This is a genomic window from Streptomyces iranensis, assembly GCF_017874715.1.
In the GTDB taxonomy this organism is placed as follows: Bacteria; Actinomycetota; Actinomycetes; order Streptomycetales; family Streptomycetaceae; genus Streptomyces; species Streptomyces iranensis.
This window is the reverse complement of the sequence record NZ_JAGGLR010000005.1, coordinates 82,094-103,997: the sequence shown is the minus strand read 5'-3', so window position 1 is coordinate 103,997 and position 21,904 is coordinate 82,094. Positions and strand designations below refer to the sequence as shown.

Below are 21,904 nucleotides of genomic sequence, written 5' to 3'. Positions count from 1 at the left end.
GGTGCGTTCAGACGGTGGTGTCGGCTGCGACGGCGGGATCCGCCGCCGTGACGTCGGCGGCCGACGCCCGGACAGCAGGAAGTACAGCTGCCCGAAAGTCACCGGGATTTGTTCGGCACGACCCGGCTGACCACGGTAAATGGTGCGGCGGGGGCGCCGTCCCACCGGGAATCCCGCGCGGTGCGCGCGGCGTCGGACGCCTTGGCCGGCTGCGGCTCGGCGGGCACCTCGGCCTCCGCCGGGGCCTGCGCCGCCGACGCCTCCGGTGCGGCCGGGGCGGCCAGGGCGGCCGGGGCCTCTGCCGCCGCGACCTCCACAGCGGCGGGCACCGCCTCCTGCTCCGGCACCTGGGGCCCGTCCGCCTCCTCCAGCCAGCGCCGCAGCACCTGGTGCACCCGCTCCGCCCCGACCAGCTCCTCCCCCGCCGCCACCGGCGGGGTCAGCCCGGCCGGCCACAGCAGAAAGGGGTGCCCCTGCTCCCCGCCGAGCCCGCCGTGCGAGCCGATCTGCTCCTCGAACGCGTGCACCGTGCCGCGCACCGGGTCGTAGGCGGAGTTGACCATGATGTCGGGGGTGTTCCGGAAGTGCGCGGTGCGCCGTACGGCGCTCTCGGCGCCCGGCCCGAAGACCGTAAGCGGGCTCGTCCCGAAGACCTCCCCGGTGTCCAGCCGGTGCTCGGCCCCGTCCGCGCCCAGCACCACCGCGCCGTGCGCCTCGGACCGTACGAGCACGAAGCCCACGCCGGGGTGGTCGGCGAGGGTGCGCAGCAGCGCGGGGTGGCGGGCGTCGATCTGCTCGCGGCTCATCCGCCCCGGTACGTCGGGGAAGGAGATCAGGCCGAGATTCCCGGAGGCGAGCACGATGGGATCGGAAACGGCGGTGTCACCGGCGCTACCGGCACTACCGGCACTACCGGCACTACCGCCACTACCGCCACTACCGCCACTACCGGCATCGGCGGAGGTCTCCCGCCCGCCACACCACCCGTCCCCGTCCACACCGGGCTTCTCCGGCCGGCGCAGCGCCGCCCGCCCCGCCTCGCGCGCCTCCGCCCCGCTCGGGGTCCGCCCGGCCCGCCGCGAGACGGGCAGACCGCAACCGGCCCGCACCAGGTCCTCCAGCCTCAGCCCGTACGCCCCCGCGAAGGTCTCGCCGGGGCTCTGCCCATGGTCGGACAGCAGCACGACGCGGTAGTCGCGCGGGGCGTGCTCGGCGACCTTGGCGATCAGCGCGATGGAGCGGTCGAGCCGGGCGAGCACCTGCCGGGCGTCCCGGCTGCGCGGCCCCGAGTGGTGGGCCACCTCGTCGTACGCCACGAGGTCGGCGTAGATCGCGGTACGGCCGGAGAGGATGTCCCCCATCACCGCCGTCACCACGACGTCCCGCTCCACGACGGTGGCGAACGCCCGGATGAACGGATACAGCCCGCCCCGCTTCACCCGGGGCGCCTCGCGGCGCAGCTTGGCACGCGTGGACTGGCAGATCTCCCGGACGACCTCGGCGAGGAACGACACGGCGGTGCGGGTGGCGTTGGCGGGGTCGGCGAAGTACGCGAAGTAGCCGGAGCGGGAGCGGTTGTGCTTACCGCGCCGCGCCGCGACCGAGAGGACCAGGGCCAGCTGGTCGGCGCCGCCGGTGAAGAGGTTGCCCCGGCTGGCCCCGTCCACCGTGAGGAGTCCGTCGTGTCTCGCCCGTGCGGCGGCGCGGCGCTGGAGCACCGCCGCGCTGGTCGGCCGGTTGCTCACCATCACCTCCCCGGTCTTCTTCTCGTACCAGCGGAAGGCGGGCACGTCCTCGTTGGAGCCGTGCAGGATGCCGAGTTGACTGGCGCCGGTCTGGCTGGACCAGTCGGTGCGCCAGGGCGTGACCTTGTGGGTGCTCTGGAGCCAGCCCGCGACGGTGGGCATCACCGGTGGCCGGTTCTCGCGCTCCCGCAGCGCCTCCCGGAGCACCGCGTGCCCCACCCCGTCGAGCTGCAGGAACACCGTCCCCGGGGGCTCGTCGCTCCCCCCGTCCTCACCGAGCCGCCGCCGGCGCCGCACGGCCAGCCGCGCCAGCCGCCGCCGGTAGGCGCCGTCGTCCCGCACGGTCAGAAAGGTGCTCGTGGCCGACGACGCGGCGGACATCACGGCCGCCACCACGACGGCGGTCTCCGGCTCGGCGGCGCCGCGCCCGCCCGGGTTCACACTGAGGGCGATCAGCAGCATCGAGCCGTTGAGTACGAACACCAGGAGCCCCAGCACCAACGCGGGCATCAGCAGCAACGCCCGTACGAGCAGCGGCCACACCAGCGCGCTGAGCACCCCGAAGGCCCCCGCGCCGCTGGCGGCCGTGACGGCGATCTGCGTCGCGCTGTCACCGTCACCCGACTTCAGGGAGAAGTCGGGGAGGATCCCGGCGAGCGCCAGCATCGTGAGCGTGGACACCGCCCACACCGCCGCCACCCGCAGCAGGGTTCCCCCCACGGTCTTCCATCGGGGCATCTGCACGCCGCGCCCTCACTTCGCATCACCGGCCCGCACCATGCGCGCGAACCGGCTTCAAGCGTGGCACAGCGCCCCCGCGACCCGGCGGCCGGCGGGTTACCAGGACGGATCGATTCCGCATCGTCCAGCCACCCCCGCTGACCGGCGGGCGCACGGCCCTCAGCTCGTCTGGGTCACACCGCACCATTCGGCGATGAAGAGGGCCATCGTCTTGGTGACCTTCCTCAAGGACTCCAGGTGAGTGCGCTCGTCGTAGCCGTGGATCTCTTCTGTCCGGGGTCCGTAGACCAGGGTGGGCAGTCCCGAGTAGAGGACGAAGAGCCGCGAGTCGATGTAGCCAGGTGTGGTGAAGGAGTCCAATGGCGAGCCGAACACCTTCTCGTGCTGCTCGCCGAGGGTGTGCTCCGCGTCCGAGCCCTCTTCGAGAACATAACCTTCCGCGTAGAACCCGGTCTTTTCGGCAGTGACACGGGCATCGCCGACCGGCAGAGCCGCCTCCGCGATCTTCAGATGGCGCATGATCTGCTCCCACGCCTCGTCCGCCGTGGTTCCCGGGTACAGGGCGGCTCGCAGGTCGAACTCGCACCAGGCGGGGACACTCGACGGCCAGTCGCCGCCCCTGATCTGTCCGATGTTGAAGTTGATCGGGTGGTCGAGGTCCTCGAAGTGGCGATGCCGACCGCGCTCAGCGTTCCATTCGGCTTCGAGGAGCCGGAGCTGGTTGACGACCGCGACCGCGGCGTCGATCGCGTTGAATCCGGATGTCATCTCGCGCGGATGCGTCGGTTTTCCGCCAACGCGGATCTTTGCCCAGATGACCCCTACGTTCGCACGGACCAGCATGTTCTCCTCGGGCTCGGGGATGAGCACCGCTTCTGCCGTGTATCCCCTCTGGATCGCGGCGAGCGTGCCGTTGCCGGTGCTCTCCTCCTCCACCACGGACTGGAAGTGGAGCGGCGCGGTGATCTCCAGCCCCGCGGCGCGGATGGCGTCGATGGCGAAGAGACCACCGGCCAGGCCCGCCTTCATGTCCCCGCAGCCGCGGCCGTAGAGCCAGCCGTCTTCCACGTGCGGATCCCAGGGCGACCTGGACCACTGCTCGCGGGGGCCGACGGGCACGACATCGATGTGCCCGTTGAGGATGAGTGAGCGTCCCGTGTGTTGAGCCGGCTGGAAGGTGCCGACCACGTTGGTCATTCCCTCGTAGGAGACGTTGATCCGTCCATGGCCGACATGCTCGCTCAGCTCGGCCGGGTCGAGCTGCCAGCGGTCGATCGTGAAGCCCCGCTCCTTCAGCGCCCGCTCCATGACGTCCTGTGCGGACGCTTCCCGGGTGCGGACGGAGGGATGCCTGATGAGCTCCTGGGTGAAGGCGATCTGCTGGTCGAACGCTTCGTCCACCCCATCGACGATGGCGGCGCGTTGGGTGTTCTTGAGCATGCTGTTCATTTCTCCGTGTAGGTGCTTTCCGTGACAGTGAAGGGGCCGATGCGGCGTGCGATCAGTCCACCCGCCGCGGTGATGGCCGAGATGCCGACCAGCACCAGGGCCGGAGCCCAGGAGTGGTTTCCCGCCGCCTTCAGTACGGCGAGGGACAGCAGCGGCATGAAGCCGGACAGTGCTCCGGCGAGGTTGTAGCCCAGGGAGACACCGGTGTAGCGGAGATTGGCGGGGAACAGGTCGGCCAGCGCCGACCCGGTGCCGGCGTACCCGATCGTCATGAGGACGATGCCGAGGACGATGGCGGCAACGACGGCGGCCGGGGCCTTGCTCTCCAGAAGCCAGAAGATGGGGAACGTGGCGAGTGCGGTGGTGGCACCGCCCAGGAACACCGTGAGGGCGGGCCCCCAAGCCACGGCCAGCTTCCCGGCGATCAGCGTCGCCAGGATCTGCACACCGGAGGCGATCAGCGTCGCGTTCACCATCAGTCCCCGGTCGAGACCGAGGACGCCGGTGCCGTATCCGATGGCGAAGGTGGTCATCATGTAGAACCCACCCACCGCGAGGAAAGCACACATCACGGCGACCATGAGTCGGCCACCGGTGCGGCGGAACACCTCCACGACCGGGACCTTTACCCGCTCTTCGTCCTCCAGCAGCTCTGCGAACACCGGAGACTCCTCAAGCTTCAGCCGCAGATACAGGGCGAGCCCCAGGAGAGGGAAGGCGGCGAGGAAGGGCAGCCGCCAGCCCCACGCGTCGAACTGCTCGCTCGGCAGCAGAAGCACCAGCGCGAACGCGCCGGAGGAGAACAGGGTGCCGACCGGTGAGCCGATCTGCACGAGCGCGGCATACCAGGCCCGCTTGCCCGGAGGCGCGTGCTCCACGGCGATGGTCATGGCACCGCCCCATTCACCGCCCACGGCCAGCCCCTGAATCAGACGCAGGATCGCGAGCGCGACCGGTGCCGCCAGACCGATGGCGTGATAAGTCGGCAAGAAGCCGACCAGCCCCGTCGCGATACCGATGGCCATGATCGTGATCAGCAGCGCCGGGCGGCGTCCGTAGCGGTCACCGACGTATCCGAACAGCGCGGCGCCGAGCGGGCGCGCGAGAAACCCCACGCCGAACGTGGCCAACGCGGCGAGCGCCGCCGCTGTCGCATTGAGCGACGTGAAGATCAGCCGGTCGAAGACCAAGGCGGCGGCGGTGCCGAAGAGAAAGTAGTCGTACCACTCGAGCGCCGTGCCGACGAACGCGGCGCGGGTGACCTGACCGGCCTGGCGTACGTCTAGAGGTGCGTGGGTGCTGCTTTGCAGGGTGCTCATACGGGGTCCTCTGGAGGGCGCGGTGTGCATTTGCTGCCGATAGGAGGTCCCCCCGAGCGCGCTTCACCATGGACCGCTACGGGCTTCGGGCTGACCTGCGTCGGATTCAGTATCTGCTCGCCAGGGCTCGCCTGCTAGGTACGTTGACTCCGTCTATGGTGTGCATATGCACACTCAAAGCGCCGAGGTGCCACCACCGCCAGAGCTGCGGGAGCTCGTCGGCTGGTGTCTGGGCAACATGGAGACCCTCGCCCAGGGATACCTGGATCAGCTCAGGGCCATCGAGGGGTACACACACGTGGACATCCCGGAGGACGACCTGCACGACACCACGACCGAGGCGCTGGAACTCATCCTCCGCAAGGTGGCGGGCCTGCCGGTCTCCACCCACCTCGAGACGGTCTCGGAGTCGATCGGACGCAGGCGCGCCGTCCAGGGCGTACCGCTTGAAGTCCTCCTCCAAGCGGTACGCATGGTTTTCCGCCTGCTGTGGACCACACTGCGCGGTCAGGCTGACACCGCCCAGCGGAATGCCCTCAACGATTCCGCCGTCCGGCTCTGGGAGGCGATCGAGTACCACACCGTCCGCGTTCACGCCGGCTACCTCAACGAGGTGTCACAGATGGCCAGGAACCGCGAGACACACATCGCTGTCATGCTCTCCGGATTCCTGGACCGGGAGCGGCCCGGTCCGGCGCTGACGATGCAGCTGAGCCACACGCTCGGCCTCCCCGGAGAGAGCCCCTACCTGGTCATGGCCGCGCCCTTGACGGCCATGTCCGATGTACGTCATCGCATCGCGAACGCGGGCAGCAGGGCACAGGTCCACGCGAGGGCGGACTCGGCCGTGATCCTCGTGCCGAATCCGCGTCCCCAGCGGCTTCTCCCCCACTGGGCGGAGGGGCTTCCGGTAACCATCGCGCCCGTTGCCCCGAGGCTGGCTGACGTTCCAGGCGCATGGCGCCTCGCCCATGACCTCTTCGTCACCGCGGCGCCCCGAGGGCCGCTTCCGCTGACCCTGTCCGAAGGATGGCCCGCGCTGGTGGCGGCATCCCTTCCCGAGCTCACCGCCGCCATCAGATCGGACGCCCTCGGAGGCATGGGAGTCCTGTCGGAGACCGGGCGCGGTCAGCTCTTCCAGACCGTGGAGACCTACCTGCGGTCGGGCTCGCTGTCCGGTACGGCGGAGGCCCTTGTCTGCCACCGCAATACCGTCCTCAAGCGCCTGTCCCGCTTCAAAGATCTGACGGGGCTCGACCCGGCCACGCCGTGGGACGCGGCGACCGTCCGTATCGCTTTGGCGGCACCCGATGGATACCAAGATCAGGGCGAAGCCGGGGAGTAGGCGAGGCCGGGAGTAGGCGAAGCCGGGAGTAGGGCCTGAACGGCGGGGGGATGCCTTCGTGTCTCGGCGCGGCGGAACTTACGGTTTGTGGGTTACCCAGAGCAGTTCCGCCGGCCAGCGGTGTGCCCAGTCGGGTGGGTCGGTTTCGTTGTAGCCGTTGGGTGTTCCGAGTTCGGGCCGCGGCTCGATGAGGTCGTCGATGATGAGACCCGCGCCGCGCAGGACCTTGACCCAGTCGCCGTAGGTGAGCTGATAGCTGGTCGCGCCGTCGCCTTCGGCGATGGTGTTCAGCCCGAAGTAGTCCTGCTGCAGCGTCGTGGTCACGCGGCCGGCGGCTTCGTCGTAGCAAGCTTCGAACCATGGGCTGGCGACGTTGAACACCAGGCGCCCGCCTCGGTCCAAGACGCGTGCGGCCTGCGGGACGGCCAGGTGCGGGGGCGCCCAGCTGAGCCCACCGAAGTCGCAGAACACCAGGTCGAAGCTATCGGCGGCGAAGGGGAGTTGTTCGGCGGCGCCTTGCACCAGCGGGTAGCGGGCCGCTCCCATCGCGCCGGCTGCTGCGGCGAGTTGGGCTTCGGACAGGTCGAGCCCGACCACGGTGGCGCCCTCGGCGGCGAGCGCCCTGGACCACTGGCCGGCGCCGCAGCCGAGTTCGAGGACGCGCTTGCCGGTGACGTCGCCCAGGGCGTGCAGGTGCGCGTCAGGGATGGAGTACATGCCCCACAGCCGGGGTGTGGCGCCGATTTGCGGGTCGTGCTTGTGCTGGTAGGCGCTGCTGATCTGGTTCCAGAGCCGCCGGTTGGCCGGGATGCTGTCCACGTGCCGACTCCAGCACTGCCTGTCGGGGCGGTCAACACGGTTAGGGGCTGGGGATTAGGTTGTGGGTTGTCTGCGGCGCCGTTTCGCGCCTTCGGCGCATTTGAGCATGGGGGCGGCAGGTGGGGGGCGCGGGTCCCGTCGCCGGCCGCCGGGCCGGTGGGAGGCTGGGCCCGGTGGCGGCTTCTGCGGACGGGGCTTGGGCCGACGCCGGACAGCTCTGCCGGGGGTGGGGTACCCGTCTGGAGGTTGCTTGACTTATTAGTTGCGATAGGTCAAGCGTTTTTAGAGGGGTGTCTGGGAGGGGCCAGGATGCCGCCACTCGCGCCGCGAAATGCGCATGCGCGGCCCGTCGGGATTGCGATACAACCTGGCCATGGAGGAGGAACGTCTGGCTGGTGGCCGGACCGTAGGTGCGGTGCGTATCGGTGATGCGGTCCATCGGCCCGCCCAGCCCTGGACGCCTGCCGTGCACGCGGTGCTGCGTCATCTGGAGGCCGCGGGCTTCGACGGGGCGCCCCGGGTGCTGGGGACTGACGGGCAAGGGCGTGAGGTCTTGACCCATCTCGTGGGCGAGACCACTGGTGAGGCGCTTCCCTGGCCTGCGTGGGTGTATTCGGACACCGCGCTGGTGGGCGTTGGCAAGTGGGCCCGTCGGCTGCACGATGCTACGGAGTCGTTTGTGCCGCCACCGGGCGTGCGCTGGCTCGCCGGGCAGACGTGGCGGCCGGGGCTGATCGTCGGGCACCATGACGCCGCCCCGTGGAACGCGGTGTGGCGCGACGGCGATCTGGCCGGGTTCTTCGACTGGGACACCGCTGGGCCCTCGTCGCGCGAGTTCGATCTGGCATTCATGGTGTTGACCTGGGTGCCGTTGCAGGCACGTCAATTGGTTGAGCGGACTGGATTCACCGCGTTCGAGGACCGGTCCCGGCGTCTGCACCTGCTGCTCGACGCCTATGGCTACGACGGCGACCGGTCGGCATTCGCGGACGTGGTGCCCGCACGGGCGCGGACCAACGCCGACGTCATCGACCGCCTGGCCGGTGGCGGCGACCCGGTGTACGCCGCGCTGCTGCCGGTTGCCGCCTACCTACGCCAAGCCGCCATCGAGGTCGAGGCGTTGCCCGCCTCCTTTTGGACGCCATGAGAGACTCGGGCGATGATTATCGAACGTGCGTACGCACACATTGACCCGGGGTCGCGTGAGGAGGGGTGGCCCTGGTCGGTGCCATGCGTGCGGGGGTTGCTGGCGGACGGGCTGCGGTTCACCGCGCCCGTGACGTTTCTCGTCGGGGAGAACGGGTCGGGCAAGTCGACGCTGGTCGAGGGCCTCGCGGAGGGGTTCGGGCTGGACTCGTACGGCGGCTCGCACGATTGGCGTTACGCCAGCCACCGGCCCAAGTCGGCGCTGGGCGAGCGGATCCGTTTCGACGCGGCGCCGCGCGGGCGGCGGATGCTGGGCAGTTGGGCGGCGCGCAAGGGGTTCTTCCTGCGCGCCGAGACCGCGCTGGACGCACTGGACCGGGAGGGTTTCGCCCCGCATTCGGTCAGCCACGGCGAGGGGTTTCTCGCGGCGTTCCGGGATAAGTTCCTCCAGCCCGGACTGTATGTCATGGACGAGCCCGAGGCGGCGCTCTCCTTCGCCTCCTGCCTTGAACTCATCGGCCATCTTGATGAGTTGGTGAAGAACGGCGCCCAGGTCATCTGCGCGACGCATTCGCCCCTGCTGACCGCGCTGCCCGGTGCGGACATCGTGGAGGTCGGCGAGCACGGGATGCGGCGGGTGGCCTGGAGCGAGCTGACCCTGGTCGACCACTGGCGCCGCTACCTCGCCGATCCGCGGAGCTATCTGCGGCATGTCCTGGACTAACAGCGTGTCCTCTGTGGTGAGGCGGCAGGAACCGCGTCGACTCGGCGCATCGTCCATTCCTGTAACGGGAGACGCGTGAGGAGCCGTACGATGCGGAGGGAAAGCGACGATGTGGGTGCTGTGGCTGTTTCTACTGATAGGTCTCGTCATCATCGGGCTCGGTATCCGCGAGGCCGCGCTCCAACGCCGCCTCCTACGCGAGGGGATCCGCACCGATGGCCTGGTGGTCCGCCACCGCGTCACACACAGCGTGGGCAAGAAGCCCGTCTACTTCGCGGTGGTCAACTTCAATGACGCACAGGGCCATCAGCACGAGTTCGAGTCCAACCTCTCCGGAGTCGGGGGCCTGCCCGTGAGCGGCCGGGCCCCGGTGTTCTACCTCCCCGGCGCCCCGAAGAGCGCACGACTCGACCTCTCCTCGAAACGGATAGGGGGCATCGTGCTCGTCCTCGCGATCGGCATCGTGTGGACGGCCCTCCCGATCTGGTTGCTCTCCCGCTAGAGGCGGCCAGGCCGCGTCCGGACTCGTCGTGGCGCGGACGTAATGCGGGCCCAGCTCAGGCATCTCATCGAGTGCGCCAAGCTACCGAACGTGACGATCCAGGTTATACCGCTGAGTCACGCCGAACACGCTGGCCTTCGCGGGCCATTTACAGTGCTCGAGACTGCCGACCAGACTGCCCTCGTCTACATGGAGAGCAACGGACGCAGGCTCTCGGGCCGAAGGAAGAGCGACTTGATGTGGTTCAAGAGCAGCTACAGCGACAACACGGGCGGCGAGTGCATCGAGGTCGCCACCACCCCCACCACCGTCCACATACGGGACTCCAAGAACCCCGACGGCCCCCACCTCCGCATACCCGCTACCGCCTGGACCGACTTCCTGACGACCTTCGCGAGGGCTTGAGAAGGGCCGTCGGCAGGAACACCGCGTCGCAGACGACCATCGCGGCCGACAGGAAGGGCAGGCCGAGCAGGACGGCGATTCCGACGTGTTCGAGGATCATTACCGCCAGCAGCGCGGTCTTGAGGCGTCGGTAGGCGAGCAGGAAGGGGAACGCAACCTGCATCACGACGGTCCCATAGCTCAGCAGGACGATCAGGAGCATATGGCTCGCGAGCAGGCTGCCGAGGCCGGGCCAGGGGCTGAAGTAGTCGAGGTGCAGGGCGTAGTGGAGCCCGCTGCCGTCCTGCCAGCGGGTGCCTTGGATCTTGTACCAGCCCGCTGTGGCGTAGATGAGACAGACCTGGGCCGCGATCACGAGCATCGCGCAGTTGTGCAGCATCGTGGCGGCCGCGTCGAGCAGTTCGCGCGACCACGCTCCCCGTGACCATCGGCGGGCCGCGTACCAGAGGCCCTGGCAGACCCAAGCCGTCCACAGGACCGCCGCCCAGGCGGTTCCCTGGAAGCCGTCCGACACCCACAGGAGGGCCACTCCGAGGATCTGCCACATCACGAACCCGGCCCTTTCGACCCGGCCGGCCCGGCGGTTGTGACGGGTGCGGCGGGCGTCGAGGGACCAGACGGCTCCGCATTGGGTGAAGGCGAGGTAGATGGCCATCACGCCGATCACGTTGTCCCCGCCGTCCCCGATGAGCGGGTTGCGGTTCTGGAGCGAGAGAACGGCGACCAGGAAGAGGACCGAGGTGGCCCGGGTGCGCCAGCCGAGCATCAGCAGGGCCGCCACCAGGATCGCGCCGTGGTAGACGCATTCGAACCACCAGCGTCCGGCGCTCCAGGTCAGCACGGTGAAGGCGTGGTTCTCCGTGACCAGGCGGGCCGCCAGGTCCAGCGCCCAGGGGCTGCGGTCCCCGTAGAGCACCCGCCGGTGCGGCCATTCCCGCAGCAGATAGGCCAGGACGAGTCCGCTCAGGCCGATTCGGAACAGGGCGCACTGATACCGCGCATGCGCATCGCAGGCGAAGGCGATCAGTCTCGCCGCCGCCTCCCGCCATCGCCCACGGGCGGCACCCGGCAAAGGAGCGGTGGCGGGCCGCGTCGTGGGGTGGGTGAGGTGGTCGATGCTCATGTCACAGTCCCCTGCGGTCCCGGTCCTTCACCGACCACCACGGCAATGTGCGGTGGCGGGTGCTCTGGGCGGATGCCCGGTCGCTCCAGCGGGGCGGGGGCACCGGCCTGGCGAGGACGCGCACCTGCACGGCGACGGCCCGCTCACCGCCGAGTCGCCCCTCGATGCGCTGGAGGGCAATCCGCTTGACATATTCGGCGAAGAGAATTCCCCGGGTGCCGAACGGAACGTCCCGCCGACTGTGGGAATTCTGGTAGAAGTCCCATGCCAGCCGGAGCATGTTCTGATGTGCGTGGCTGGGAACGGGATTGTGCCGGATAGCGGCGACATCCTGGGTCGTCAGGTTGATCCATTGCCCAGCGCGGGACTTTCCGGAATCCCGGTCGGTGCGCACCCTGGCCTCCACGACGACGTTCTCATGGAGCGGCTCGGGCGCGAACAGCTGCCAGCCCTGAGTGAATTCCGGATAGACATGCTCGTTGATCATATGTGCATACCGGCTCTTGACCGGGTTGTCCGGCGTAACGGCGAGAAAGAGCGTGGCGAGGTGCCAGCACGCGGCGCCGAGCAGCACCGCGGCGGTCACCGCCAGAACGACGAGGGACGGGAGGGACCGGCCAGGGCCGGGCCCTCCCGCGTCGGCGACGGTCACGCTCCCCCTAGCCGCGGACGTTCTGGCAGGTGGACCCCAGGCCGCCGGCCGGGACTGATTGGGCCGGGGCGTTGCTGCTGCCTCCGCCGCTCGTCCCGGGAGACCCCAGTGCCCCGAAACCGGAGCGGCACTCATTGTTCTGATTCGTCCCCGAGCCGGAGACGCCACCGAAGAACTCCTTGGGAAGGACTGGCCACTTCTGGGCCTGCGCCACGTTGACCCCACCGAAAACCAGGGCGCAGGCAACGGAAACACCCAGCACCACTACGCGAATGACCTTCTTCACCACACCACCTTTCTCGAAAAACTCGATAAATCCGCAGCCTGCCCAACGGCCGCGATCAGCGGCAAGAACGACACGACGGCTTAGTGCGAATGGACCCGCACCGGAATTCAGGCCCGGCCGTGGGCCCGCTGCGCTCGGCGGGAGAGGGTGTCGATCACGACGGCCAGCAGCAGCACACCGCCGGTGATCATGAACTGGACGGCGGTCTGGATGTCCATGAGGGCGACGCCCGAGGCGATCGACTGGATGACCAGCACGCCCAGCAGGGCGGACCAGGTGCTGCCGCGGCCGCCGAAGAGGCTGGTGCCGCCGATGACGGCCGCGGCGATGGCGTTCATCAGCAGGTCGGTGGAGACCGACGTCTGGCTGACCGAGTTGATCCGGGAGGCCAGGAAGAGGCCGCCGATGGCGGCCATCGTGCTCGACATCATGAACGCGGAGGTGCGCACCCAGGCCACGTTGATCCCGGCGCGGCGGGCCGCTTCGACGCCGCCGCCCAGGGCGAAGATCATCCGGCCGTAGGCCGTGCGGCGCAGGACGTAGTCGAGGATGACGAGGACGGCCAAGAAGATCAGGAGGGCGAGCGGCAGGCCCTGGAACTGGTTGAGCACATACGCGGCGGCGAAGGCGAGCACCGCGAGCACCCCCGTGCGGACGGCGATCCAGACCGGGGCGCGGGTGGGCACTCCGGCGGCGCGGCGGCGCTTGACGTCGCGCCAGGCGATGAGGAAGTACCCGGAGGTGCCGAGCGCCGCCAGGGCGTAGGCGGCGGCCACGTCGGAGAAGTAGTAGTTGGTCAGCTGGGCGACCAGGCCCTGATCGTCCAGGTTGATGGTGCCGTAGGCGCCCATGATGGAGAGCATCAGGCCGTACCACCCCAGCAGTCCGGCGAGGGTGACCACGAACGCGGGGACGCCCACCACCGCCGTGAAGAAGCCGTGGACGAAGCCGACCGCCGTACCGCAGAGGGCGCCCAGGACGATGGCGGGCGGTTCGGGCATGCCGAAGTTGACGTTCAACACGGCGAACAGGGCGGAGGCCAGGCCGCTCACCGAGCCCACCGACAGATCGATCTCGCCGATCAGCAGCACGAAGATCACGCCGACCGCGATCATGCCGGTGCCGACGATGTCCACGCTGAGGTTGGAGAGGTTGCGCGGGGAGAGGAAGTGCGGGTTGAGGATCTGAAAGGTGATCCAGATCGCGAGCAGCCCGAGCAGGACCGGGACGGCGCCGAACGTACCGCCGCCCACTCGGCGCCCGAACGCGCTGGTGAAGCGTTCGGCACCGTGGGCGCTGGAGCCGCCGGGGATGCTCACAGCTCCCCCTCCCGCGCCGCGCGCCGCGTGACCGCGTTGTCGGACGCGCCGGTGATGGAGGAGACGATCTGCTCCTGGGAGGTGGTGGTCACGTCGAAGAACCCGTTGTTGCGGCCGAGGCGCAGCACCGCGACCCAGTCCGCGACGGCCTTGACGTCGCCCAGGTTGTGGCTGATCAGCAGCACCCCGAGCCCGCGTTCACGGAGCCGTTCCACCAGGTCGAGGACTTGGGCGGTCTGCTCGATGCCGAGGGCGGCGGTGGGCTCGTCCAGCATCACCAGGCTCGGTGCGCCGAGCAGCGCCCGGGAGATGGCGACGGTCTGCCGCTGGCCTCCGGACAGGGACGCGACGGGCCTGTGGACGTCGGGGATGCGGATGGAGAGGGTGGCCAGCAGATCGCGAGTGCGGCGCTCCATCTCCACCTCGTTCAGGACGCCGATCCGGGTGATCTCGCGGCCGAGGAAGAGATTGCCGACGACGTCGAGGTTGTCGCAGAGCGCGAGGTCCTGGTAGACGGTGGCGATCCCCAGGTGCTGGGCGTCGTGCGGGCGGCCGATGTGGATGGGGCGGCCCTGCCATTCGAGGGTGCCCGTGTCGGCCGGTTCGACGCCCGCGATCACCTTGACCAGGGTGGACTTCCCCGCGCCGTTGTCGCCCACCAGGGCGATGACCTCACCGGCGTGGATCTCCAGCTCGACGTCCGTGAGCGCCTGGACCGCGCCGAAGCGCTTGAAGACGCCACTCAGCGCCAGCAGGGGCGGGGCCGACGGTCGGGCCATCCGCGCCTCCCTTCATTCCGCGTCGTGCGGTGCGCCGTCCCGGTCGATGAGCCCGGCCTTGCGGCAGTCATCCGCGTAGTTCTTGGTGCATATCTGATCGACGCGATACAGACCGTCCTTGATGACGGTGCTCTTGATGTTGTGCACGGTCACGGCCACCGGCTCGAGCAGCACCGCGGGGATGCCACGGGTGGTGGAGTTGTTGACCCGCTGCGTCGCGATCCCGTTGAGCGATCTGCCGTGTCCCACCGCGATGGCCATCTCCGCGGCGGTGTACGCCTCGGGCTTGAACGGCTTGTAGACGGTCATGTACTGCTCGCCCGCGAGGATCCGCTGAACGCCCGCGACCTCGGCGTCCTGGCCGGTGACCGGGGGGAGCGGATGGATCCGGGCCGCCTTGAGGGCGGTGATGACGCCCGAGGCCAGGCCGTCGTTGGCGGCGAGGACGCCGTCGATGCCGTAGGGGCCCAGGGCGGCGATGGCGGCGGACATGTTGCGGTTGGCGTTCTCCGGGCGCCAGCCGACGGTCTCGTAGGACTTGGCGATCTTGACCTTGCCCCGGAGGACGGACAGCGCGCCCCGCTCGAACCAGCCCGCGTTGGGGTCGGTCGACGAGCCGTTCATCATGACGATCTGGCTGCTCCTGGCCTTCGGGCCGAGTGCCCTCAGCAGCGCCTCGCCCTGGAGCCTGCCGACGCTTCCGCCGTCGAAGGAGACGTAGCCGGAGATGGGCCCCTCCGCGATGCGGTCGTAGGCGATGACCGGGACATGGGCCCGGTGGGCCTGGACCACGGAGTGACGGACGGCCTTGGTGTCCACCGCGTCCAGGATGAGCACGTCGATCCCGTTGGTGATCATGGCTTCGATCTGGAAGCGCTGGGCGGCCGGATCGTGCTGGGCGCTGGAGTAGCTCACCGTGCAGCGCGGGCACAGCTCCTTGACCCGCTGCAGGATCAAGGGCCTGTCGAAGCGCTCGAAACGGACGATCTCGTTCTCCGGGAGCAGCAGGCCGATCCGCAGCGGCCCGTGGTGGCGGGTCCCGGCCACGCTCATCGTCTCGCCGAGCTGGGCCGCCTTGCCGCAGGCGGCGAGGGACACGGCCAGGACGAGGCCCAGCGCGACGGCGACGGCCGCACGGAGGCGGTCGCGCGTACGGGAACGGCTCACCGTCCAGCGCGTACAAGAACGGCTCATCGCCTCGTCCTCCTCCTTCTCGGCCCCCTCCTCCCCGTGGCCCCCTCGTCCCCCTCCGCCCGCTCCCCGGGTCCCGCGTCGGGCGCCCCCTCCGGGAGCTCCGCCGGGGGCGAGGGCCCGTCCGGGGGCCCGCCCCCGGCACCCCCGGGCTCCTCCCGCGGGGCCGACAAGTTGATCTCGCCCCAGACCTGCTTGCCCCCGCTCAGCGGCACCGAGCCCCAGGTCTGCGACATCGCCTCGATCAGCAGCAGCCCCCGCCCGCCGGTGGCCTCCCAGTCCACGGTCGCCGGTTTGACGGGGGTACGCGGCGAGGGGTCGTTCACCGCGATCCGCAGCCGGTCGGCGGTCAGCGTCAGATTCAGCCGCACCTCGCCGCGGGTGTGCACCAGCGCGTTGGTGACCAGTTCGGAGGTGACCAGCAGGGCCACGTCCAACTCGTCCTCCAGCCCCCAGTTGCGCAGCGTGCGCGCGGTGAAGCGGCGGGCGTGCATCACCGCGTCGGGCAGCCGCCACACCGTCCAGCTCGCCCGGGTGGGCCGCACCCGCATCCCGTCGTAGCGCAGCAACAGCAGCGCCACGTCGTCGTCCCGGCGGCTGTCCCCGCCGAGCAGCGCGTCCGCGACCCCGCCGGGGTCGGACGGGTCGGCGCGGGCGAGCGCCTGGCAGGCCCGGCGCACCCCGTCGTCCAGGTCGAGCCGGGCGGACTCGACCAGGCCGTCGGTGACCAGGGCGATCAGGGTGCCGGAGGACAGCCCGGCCGCGGTCATCGGGAACTCGGCGTCCGCGACCACGCCCAGCGGCGGGCCGCCCTCGACGTCGAGCTCCGCGGTGGTGCCGTCCGGGTGGCGCAGCAGCGGCTGGATGTGTCCGGCCCGGACGAACCACGCCTCGCCCTCCTCCATGTCGAGGTCGGCGTAGCAGCAGGTCGCGAAGAGATCGGTCTCCATGCCGACGAGGAGGCGGTTGGCGTGCGCCACGACCACGTCGGGCGGATGGCCCTCCACCGCGTAGGCCCGGATGGCGGTGCGCATCTGGCCCATGATCGTGGCGGCGGCGGCGCTGTGGCCCTGCACATCGCCGATGACCAGCGCCACATGGCCGTCCGGCAGCGGGATGACGTCGTACCAGTCGCCGCCCACCTCCAGGCCCATCGTCGCGGGCAGATAGCGGGTGACGGCCACCCCGCCGGGCAGCTCCGGCAGCTTCCGGGGCAGCAGGCTCCGCTGGAGCATGGTGGCCAGCTCGTGCTCGGCGTCGAGGGCGTGGGCGCGCACCAGGGCCTGGCCCACCAGACCGGCGGTCGCGGTCAGCAGCGAGCGCTCCTCCGGGCCGAACTCATGCCGCTCCTCCCAGCCGATCAGGCATACGCCGACGATCCGGCCGTCCGCCGGGAGCGGGAGGACGGCGAGGCCGCCGGGGCCGATACCGGCGAGCCCGGGTTCGAGATCGGCGCCCTCGGGCCAGAGGCTGACCTGCCCCTCCCGCAGCGCCTCCGCCAGCGTGGGCAGCGCATGGCTGGGCGGCTCGGGCCATTCGGAGCGCCAGGCGGCCCGCCACACCTCGGGCCAGGCGGCGGGTTCGGCGGGGGCGAGGATGCCGACCACCAGCTGATCGGCCTGGAGTTCGGCGACCGCGAGCCGGCCCGCCCCCAGCGGATCGCGCAGTGCGCCGACCACGGCCCGGCCCACGTCGCGGACGGTGGTGGCCCCGGCCAGGGCGGCGGACAGCCGCTGCACCAGGGACACCTCGTCGGCGGTGGGCCGCAGGTACGAGGTCTCCGCGATCACGCCGAGCATGCGCCGGGGCGTGCCGTCCGCCCCCGTCTCGACCCGGGCGCGCAGGCCCAGCCAGCGCAGCTCCCCGTTGGGCCGGCGGATCCGGAACTCCAGCTGTGCGGTGCCGGAGGTCAGCAGGTCGGGCTCGAGGACCGACATCAGGGCGGGGATGTCGTCCGGGACGGCGACCGCCAGCAGGGTCTCCACCCGCCCGTCGAAGTCCGCCCCGGGGATGCCGAAGAGGTCGAGCACCTGGGTGTCGGCGGTCATCCGCCCGCTGTCGAGATGCAGCACGAACGAGCCGACCCGCAGCCGGTCCAGGGTGAGGCCGGGCAGTTCGGGTCTCCGCTGGGTGAGCGCCCGCGGCCCGGCCGCCTCGAACCCGGCGGCCACGTGGTGGGCGTAGAGCTCGATGAAGCCGCGGCGGTCGGCGTCGATTCCGTCGGGTGCCTCGTCCACTACCACCAGACACCCCAGCCCCTTGCCGTCCCCGCCGAGCGGCAGCGCCCCGAGCGAGACGCCGGGCGTGGTGGGGGTTTCGGGCGTGGTGGGCCCGATGGGGCCGTAGGCGGCGAGTTCGGTGGGGGTCAGCCACAGGGGGCGCCCGGCGCGGAAGGCGTCGGCGACGGGCGAGCGCCCGGACACGGGGTAGCGAGCCGGCAGCGCGTACGACCGTCCGGCGCCGCGCACCGTCTCGGCCAACCGCAGCTCGGCACCCTCCGCGTCCAGCACATAGACAGCCACCAACGCGGTCCCCGTGAACGTCAGCACATGCCCGGTCACAGCCCGCCTGCACCGCCTCCGTGCGTGGACCGCCGGTCTCGTGGGCGTACCCGGGCCCTTGATCGGCCTCCGCGCGGCGACCGGTCACGACCACCGGCGGGGCCTTCGCTGCCGCGCCCCCTCGAAAGGGATGGCGCCTCTCCTCAAAGCATGGCACAGCGGGGTGAACCCGGCCATCTCCCCTCGGGGCGACGGCGCTCGGCCGCGACCCGGCGGTGCGGGAGACTGGGCGGCATGGTGCGGCTGCGAGTGATCACGACGGACGACTGGCCACTGTGGCGGGACGTCCGCCGGACCGCGCTGGCCGAGGCGCCGCACGCCTTCAAGTCCCGGCTCGCCGACTGGCACCGCGGCGGCGAGGAGCGGTGGCGCGCCCGGCTGGAGGTCCCGGGCGCCTACCACGTCGTGGCCCTGCTGGACGGCCGTGCGGTCGGGATGGCGGGCGGCATGCCCGGGGGCGATGGCGGGGACGGGGGCGGGGATGGGGGCAGCGGCGGGGACGGGGACGGGCGGCCGCCGGAGCTGAGGTCGGTCTGGGTCAGCCCCGAGGCGCGCGGCCACGGCGTCGGCGCCCGGCTGATCACGGCGGTCGAGAACTGGGCGCTGCGGACGGGCGCCACGGCGCTGCGGCTGGCGGTGATCCCGGGCAACGCACCGGCGATCGCCCTCTACGAGCGGCATGGTTTCGCCGCCACCCGGGAGCCGGGGGAGCTGCTGGCCGACGGCGTGACCAGGGAGCTGGTCATGGTGAAGGCGCTGCGGCGGAGTTGACCCGACCAGCCACACCCGCCACCACAGTCGTGAATTCCGTTCATTGATATGGACACCCTATCGACTCTGCCCTACCTTGACTCTTGGTCTAGACCATGATCCAACAAGGGAACGGAACAGACCGGAGGTGGGTCGATATGCCCGCATTACGCACCAGACACACCAGAAGATCCCCCCGCGCCAGGGCGGTCATGGCGTTCGCAGCACTCGCCGGAGTCCTGTCGGCGGGGGTCGCGTCCGGGGAGACGGCCACGGCGAAGGAGGCCGCGGCGTCGCCGACCGATGGATGGACGCAGACGTCGTTCACATACTCGATGCACAAGCCGTGGAACCTCGACCTGAGCGAGCGCTACAGCTACAACTCGAGCACGAAGACCCACACCATGTGGGTCAACTCCACCGATGAGCCGTTCGAAGAGGGCAGCGGCACCGATCCGCGCACCGAAATGCGGTGGAAGCAGGAGTACACCTCGGGGCAGCACATGTGGGACGCCGATGTGTATGTGCCGGCCGGGACGAACGGCGCGGACATCATGCAGATCCTGCGGGTCAAGCATCCGAGCGGAACCCCGGCCACCGACATCATGTTCCGGGCGTCCAGTGAGAACGGGGGGACGCTCAAGCGCTATACGGACACGGTCATCAAGTCCGGTATCTACAACAAGTGGTGGAACCTGAAGGTCGCCCACAACGCGAGCACCGGAAAGATCCAGGTCTACGCCGACGACAAGCTCGTGCTGACGGTCGACGACCGGGGACCGGCGACCCGCCACTTCAAGAACGGCGTCTATCACCACGGCAGCGGCCGGGCCGAGGCCCGGTTCCGCAACATCCGCTATTGGGTCAAGTAGAGGAGTGGGACCGTGCCCAGGAAACACCGTGTGATCGCCGGGCTGTCCGCCGCCTGCGGACTGCTGCTCGCGGCGTCGGGCGTCGCGCACGCCGAGGTCGAACCGGGCGGCTGGTCGTCCGAGTCCCCGGGGTTCAAGGTGCAGGAGCGGGGGTGCGGAGAGGTCGACAACCTCACCTTCGAGCTCACCTGCTCCACCGCGAGCGGGGACCAGCGGGCCGAGCGGCGCTATGACACCTACACCGGCGGGACCCATCAGTTCGAGGGCTACTTCCGGGTCACCAGCATGGGCGGCACCCGGATCAGCCTGAAGCAGACGTTCAACGACACCGACGGCGACGCCGGTCCGTACTTCATGCTCGCGGTCGAGCGCGGCGGGAGGCTGTACGCCGTGCACGGCGGGGACACCCTGTCCAACGCGGGGACGGTCGGGGCCACGGTGCGCGTCAACACGGTGCACCAGGTCGGCAAGGAGCACCGTACATACATCAACGGCTCGCTCAAGCACACCGTGGACAGCCCCGGCGGCAGCTTCTACGACAAGTTCGGGGCGTACCGCACCAGCAGCGGCAACGGTCCGGCCACCGTGGTGTGGAGCAACGTCAAGTTCTGGCGCAAGTGAGCGGCTCGGTACGCGCCCTGGCGGCGGCGGTTCTCGTCGCCGCCGGGCTTTCCGGAATCAGCGGGTGTGCGGCGTCCACGGAAGCGCCGGACGCGCCGGAAGCCTCGAACGCCTCCCGGGAGGCCCGGACCGGGACCGTGCTCAGCGTCACCCGGGTCTCCCCCGTCGACGCCGAGCTGAGCTGGCACGGGAAGGCGCGGGGCGCCGCGGGGCGGATCGTGGAGTTCGCGACCGAGCCCGGCGGGCCCTGGACGGTCCTCACCTACGCCCCGCTCGGTCAGACCACCTACCGGCACCCGGATCTGATCCCGAAGACCCACTTCTACTACCGGGTGCGGCCGTACTACGGACCCGCGTCCCGGCCGGTCGACGTCGCCCTGCCCAGGGGGGCGTTCACCGAGGCGGAGCAGCGCCAGGAGCACACCTGGGCGCCGCCGCGCACCATCCGGCGGACGGGGGTGCGCACCAGCCCCGTCCGGCGGCCGTCGGCCACCCCGACCGATCTGCGCGCGACCGTCATGCACGCCAACGGCATCCGGTTCACCTGGACCGACCATGCCGAGGGCGAGCGGGGCTATCTGCTGGAGGACCGGCCCCGGGGCGGGGGCCCCTTCCACCCCGTCGCCGTGCTCGACCCGGACATCAACTCCTTCGGGCTGATCACCCTGCCGGACGAGAAGCGGGCCTCCTACCGGGTCCGCCCCTTCACCTACGGCGAGCGGTCCAACGTCGCCCGGATGACCACCGGCGAGCGGCCCGCCGGGCGCGGCTGAGCGCCACCGCCTCAGTCCCCGGTGCCCCGGGTGTCCCGGGCGTCCCGGGCGTCCACCGGGGACGGGGCGGGCGCCTCCGGCAGCGGGGTGTGCCGGGCCCCGGCGATGAGGACGTCGAACCCCCAGGCCAGCCGGTCCTGGGGGGATCCGGACAGCAGCCGCGGACCGAGCGCGGCGATATGCGGATGGGTCCGCGGTGAGACGTCCCGCACCACCGTGGCGAGCGCCTGCCAGTCCGCCTCGCTCTGGGGGGTGTCGCCGGGGGCCCGGTGGGCGTGCTCGGCCGCGGTCGCGGTGGCGAACTGCAGCAGCAGATCGAGCAGCCACGCGGCCCGGTCGGGTTCGAGGCCGCCCTCGTCCAGCAGCGCCAGCAGCGCCTCCACCAGCTTCAGATAGTGCTTGCCGAAGGGGCGGGCCACCAGGGCGGACTGGGCGAGACCGGGGTACTCGAACAGCACCGAGGTGTACGAGGTGAGGATCCGCACCAGCCGGCCGCGCCACTCTCCGTCCGCCTTCGCCGGGCTCAGGTCGACGGCCCCGAGGAGCTCGTCCAGGACGGCCGCGTGCAGCTCGGCCATATTGCGGACGTAGACGTAGAGCGACGCCGGCCCGGTGTCCAGTTCCTTGGCCAGGCGGCGCATCGTCACCCGCTCCAGGCCCTCGGCACGCATGAGGTCGACCGTGGTGGCGATGATGCCTTCCCGGGTCAGGGCCGGTTTCGCCGGACGTTCCCGGCGGCTCCGCGGGGCGGTGGGATGCGCTGTCATGGCGCCATCGTACCG

Annotated in this window: 19 protein-coding genes and 1 pseudogene; 9 read left to right on the top strand and 11 right to left on the bottom strand. The window is 70.5% G+C overall.

The genetic code is table 11. The features are described 5' to 3' along the window. Positions 1–98: 98 nt before the first annotated feature. The 3 genes from J2Z30_RS10645 to J2Z30_RS10635 all read right to left on the bottom strand — a co-directional run bounded on the left by J2Z30_RS10645 (position 99) and on the right by J2Z30_RS10635 (position 5,254). Complete coding sequence (locus tag J2Z30_RS10645; RefSeq protein ID WP_044581219.1) at positions 99–2,483, bottom strand: phage holin family protein; 2,385 nt, start codon at positions 2,481–2,483, stop codon at positions 99–101. A 162-nt stretch (positions 2,484–2,645) separates the two neighbouring features. After that, positions 2,646–3,935 (bottom strand): ArgE/DapE family deacylase, encoded by a 1,290-nt coding sequence (locus J2Z30_RS10640; RefSeq protein WP_044568973.1) that lies wholly within the window; start codon positions 3,933–3,935, stop codon positions 2,646–2,648. Continuing rightward, complete coding sequence (locus tag J2Z30_RS10635) at positions 3,932–5,254, bottom strand: MFS transporter (protein ID WP_044568975.1); 1,323 nt, start codon at positions 5,252–5,254, stop codon at positions 3,932–3,934. The genes J2Z30_RS10640 and J2Z30_RS10635 overlap by 4 nt, the downstream gene beginning before the upstream one ends. A gap of 166 nt (positions 5,255–5,420) precedes the next feature. Between J2Z30_RS10635 and J2Z30_RS10630 the strand changes: the two genes are divergently transcribed. Then, positions 5,421–6,599 carry a PucR family transcriptional regulator gene (locus tag J2Z30_RS10630; RefSeq protein WP_078956561.1) on the top strand — a complete coding sequence of 393 codons (1,179 nt, stop codon included), beginning with the start codon at positions 5,421–5,423 and terminating at the stop codon, positions 6,597–6,599. A gap of 78 nt (positions 6,600–6,677) precedes the next feature. Here J2Z30_RS10630 and J2Z30_RS10625 read toward each other — a convergent pair whose 3' ends face one another. Further along, a complete protein-coding gene (locus J2Z30_RS10625; RefSeq protein WP_044568978.1) occupies positions 6,678–7,418 on the bottom strand; it encodes a class I SAM-dependent methyltransferase in 741 nt (246 codons plus the stop codon). A gap of 373 nt (positions 7,419–7,791) precedes the next feature. On the opposite strand from J2Z30_RS10625, the gene J2Z30_RS10620 reads away from it, so the two are divergent. From J2Z30_RS10620 to J2Z30_RS50840, 4 genes and pseudogenes are all read left to right on the top strand, one after another. Beyond that, the gene (locus tag J2Z30_RS10620; protein ID WP_044581220.1) at positions 7,792–8,565 is read left to right on the top strand and encodes a phosphotransferase; all 774 of its coding nucleotides are present in this window, start codon (positions 7,792–7,794) and stop codon (positions 8,563–8,565) included. 12 nt (positions 8,566–8,577) lie between these two features. Beyond that, a complete protein-coding gene (locus J2Z30_RS10615) occupies positions 8,578–9,288 on the top strand; it encodes an AAA family ATPase (RefSeq protein ID WP_044568979.1) in 711 nt (236 codons plus the stop codon). A 109-nt stretch (positions 9,289–9,397) separates the two neighbouring features. Then, a complete protein-coding gene (locus tag J2Z30_RS10610; protein ID WP_044568980.1) occupies positions 9,398–9,790 on the top strand; it encodes a DUF3592 domain-containing protein in 393 nt (130 codons plus the stop codon). 33 nt (positions 9,791–9,823) lie between these two features. Beyond that, positions 9,824–10,195, top strand: a pseudogene (locus tag J2Z30_RS50840) (DUF397 domain-containing protein); the annotation flags it as partial. On the opposite strand, the gene J2Z30_RS10600 reads toward J2Z30_RS50840, so the two are convergent. From J2Z30_RS10600 to J2Z30_RS10575, 6 genes are all read right to left on the bottom strand, one after another. After that, positions 10,152–11,318 (bottom strand): HTTM domain-containing protein, encoded by a 1,167-nt coding sequence (locus J2Z30_RS10600; protein WP_052701298.1) that lies wholly within the window; start codon positions 11,316–11,318, stop codon positions 10,152–10,154. The pseudogene J2Z30_RS50840 and the gene J2Z30_RS10600 overlap by 44 nt on opposite strands. A 1-nt stretch (position 11,319) precedes the next feature. Next, the gene (locus J2Z30_RS50835) at positions 11,320–11,904 is read right to left on the bottom strand and encodes a DUF5819 family protein (RefSeq protein WP_209468636.1); all 585 of its coding nucleotides are present in this window, start codon (positions 11,902–11,904) and stop codon (positions 11,320–11,322) included. A gap of 459 nt (positions 11,905–12,363) precedes the next feature. Continuing rightward, a complete protein-coding gene (locus J2Z30_RS10590; protein ID WP_107073267.1) occupies positions 12,364–13,575 on the bottom strand; it encodes a sugar ABC transporter permease in 1,212 nt (403 codons plus the stop codon). After that, positions 13,572–14,354, bottom strand: a complete 783-nt coding sequence (locus tag J2Z30_RS10585; protein WP_044568984.1) for an ATP-binding cassette domain-containing protein — start codon at positions 14,352–14,354, stop codon at positions 13,572–13,574. Before J2Z30_RS10585 ends, J2Z30_RS10590 begins: the two co-directional genes overlap by 4 nt. Positions 14,355–14,366: 12 nt before the next feature. Beyond that, positions 14,367–15,548, bottom strand: coding sequence for a sugar ABC transporter substrate-binding protein (locus J2Z30_RS10580; RefSeq protein WP_044568986.1), 1,182 nt, complete (start codon positions 15,546–15,548; stop codon positions 14,367–14,369). Further along, positions 15,545–18,106 (bottom strand): SpoIIE family protein phosphatase, encoded by a 2,562-nt coding sequence (locus tag J2Z30_RS10575; protein ID WP_044568988.1) that lies wholly within the window; start codon positions 18,104–18,106, stop codon positions 15,545–15,547. The genes J2Z30_RS10580 and J2Z30_RS10575 overlap by 4 nt, the downstream gene beginning before the upstream one ends. A 234-nt stretch (positions 18,107–18,340) precedes the next feature. On the opposite strand from J2Z30_RS10575, the gene J2Z30_RS10570 reads away from it, so the two are divergent. The 4 genes from J2Z30_RS10570 (at position 18,341) to J2Z30_RS10555 (ending at position 21,122) form a co-directional block, all read left to right on the top strand. Then, entirely contained in the window at positions 18,341–18,877 is a 537-nt protein-coding gene (locus J2Z30_RS10570) for a GNAT family N-acetyltransferase (RefSeq protein ID WP_044568989.1), read from the top strand. A gap of 191 nt (positions 18,878–19,068) precedes the next feature. Next, positions 19,069–19,728 carry a hypothetical protein gene (locus J2Z30_RS10565; RefSeq protein ID WP_044568990.1) on the top strand — a complete coding sequence of 220 codons (660 nt, stop codon included), beginning with the start codon at positions 19,069–19,071 and terminating at the stop codon, positions 19,726–19,728. Between the two features lie 12 nt (positions 19,729–19,740). After that, positions 19,741–20,349, top strand: coding sequence for a hypothetical protein (locus tag J2Z30_RS10560; RefSeq protein ID WP_107073268.1), 609 nt, complete (start codon positions 19,741–19,743; stop codon positions 20,347–20,349). Continuing rightward, the gene (locus J2Z30_RS10555; protein ID WP_308279907.1) at positions 20,346–21,122 is read left to right on the top strand and encodes a fibronectin type III domain-containing protein; all 777 of its coding nucleotides are present in this window, start codon (positions 20,346–20,348) and stop codon (positions 21,120–21,122) included. Before J2Z30_RS10560 ends, J2Z30_RS10555 begins: the two co-directional genes overlap by 4 nt. 11 nt (positions 21,123–21,133) lie before the next feature. On the opposite strand, the gene J2Z30_RS10550 is transcribed toward J2Z30_RS10555, so the two are convergent. Next, positions 21,134–21,889: a TetR/AcrR family transcriptional regulator gene (locus tag J2Z30_RS10550; protein ID WP_044581225.1), complete on the bottom strand. Its 756-nt coding sequence runs from the start codon at positions 21,887–21,889 to the stop codon at positions 21,134–21,136. Positions 21,890–21,904: the final 15 nt, after the last annotated feature.

Excerpts from the sequence above, each read along its gene's own strand:
- J2Z30_RS10615 (WP_044568979.1), top strand. The coding sequence starts at position 8,578 with ATGATTATCGAACGTGCGTACGCACACATTGACCCGGGGTCGCGTGAG.
- J2Z30_RS10640 (WP_044568973.1), bottom strand. The coding sequence starts at position 3,935 with ATGAACAGCATGCTCAAGAACACCCAACGCGCCGCCATCGTCGATGGG.
- J2Z30_RS10630 (WP_078956561.1), top strand. The coding sequence starts at position 5,421 with ATGCACACTCAAAGCGCCGAGGTGCCACCACCGCCAGAGCTGCGGGAG.
- J2Z30_RS10635 (WP_044568975.1), bottom strand. The coding sequence starts at position 5,254 with ATGAGCACCCTGCAAAGCAGCACCCACGCACCTCTAGACGTACGCCAG.
- J2Z30_RS10610 (WP_044568980.1), top strand. The coding sequence starts at position 9,398 with ATGTGGGTGCTGTGGCTGTTTCTACTGATAGGTCTCGTCATCATCGGG.
- J2Z30_RS10550 (WP_044581225.1), bottom strand. The coding sequence starts at position 21,889 with ATGACAGCGCATCCCACCGCCCCGCGGAGCCGCCGGGAACGTCCGGCG.
- J2Z30_RS10570 (WP_044568989.1), top strand. The coding sequence starts at position 18,341 with ATGGTGCGGCTGCGAGTGATCACGACGGACGACTGGCCACTGTGGCGG.
- J2Z30_RS10600 (WP_052701298.1), bottom strand. The coding sequence starts at position 11,318 with ATGAGCATCGACCACCTCACCCACCCCACGACGCGGCCCGCCACCGCT.
- J2Z30_RS10620 (WP_044581220.1), top strand. The coding sequence starts at position 7,792 with ATGGAGGAGGAACGTCTGGCTGGTGGCCGGACCGTAGGTGCGGTGCGT.
- J2Z30_RS10580 (WP_044568986.1), bottom strand. The coding sequence starts at position 15,548 with ATGAGCCGTTCTTGTACGCGCTGGACGGTGAGCCGTTCCCGTACGCGC.
- J2Z30_RS10645 (WP_044581219.1), bottom strand. The coding sequence starts at position 2,483 with ATGCCCCGATGGAAGACCGTGGGGGGAACCCTGCTGCGGGTGGCGGCG.
- J2Z30_RS10585 (WP_044568984.1), bottom strand. The coding sequence starts at position 14,354 with ATGGCCCGACCGTCGGCCCCGCCCCTGCTGGCGCTGAGTGGCGTCTTC.
- J2Z30_RS10565 (WP_044568990.1), top strand. The coding sequence starts at position 19,069 with ATGGCGTTCGCAGCACTCGCCGGAGTCCTGTCGGCGGGGGTCGCGTCC.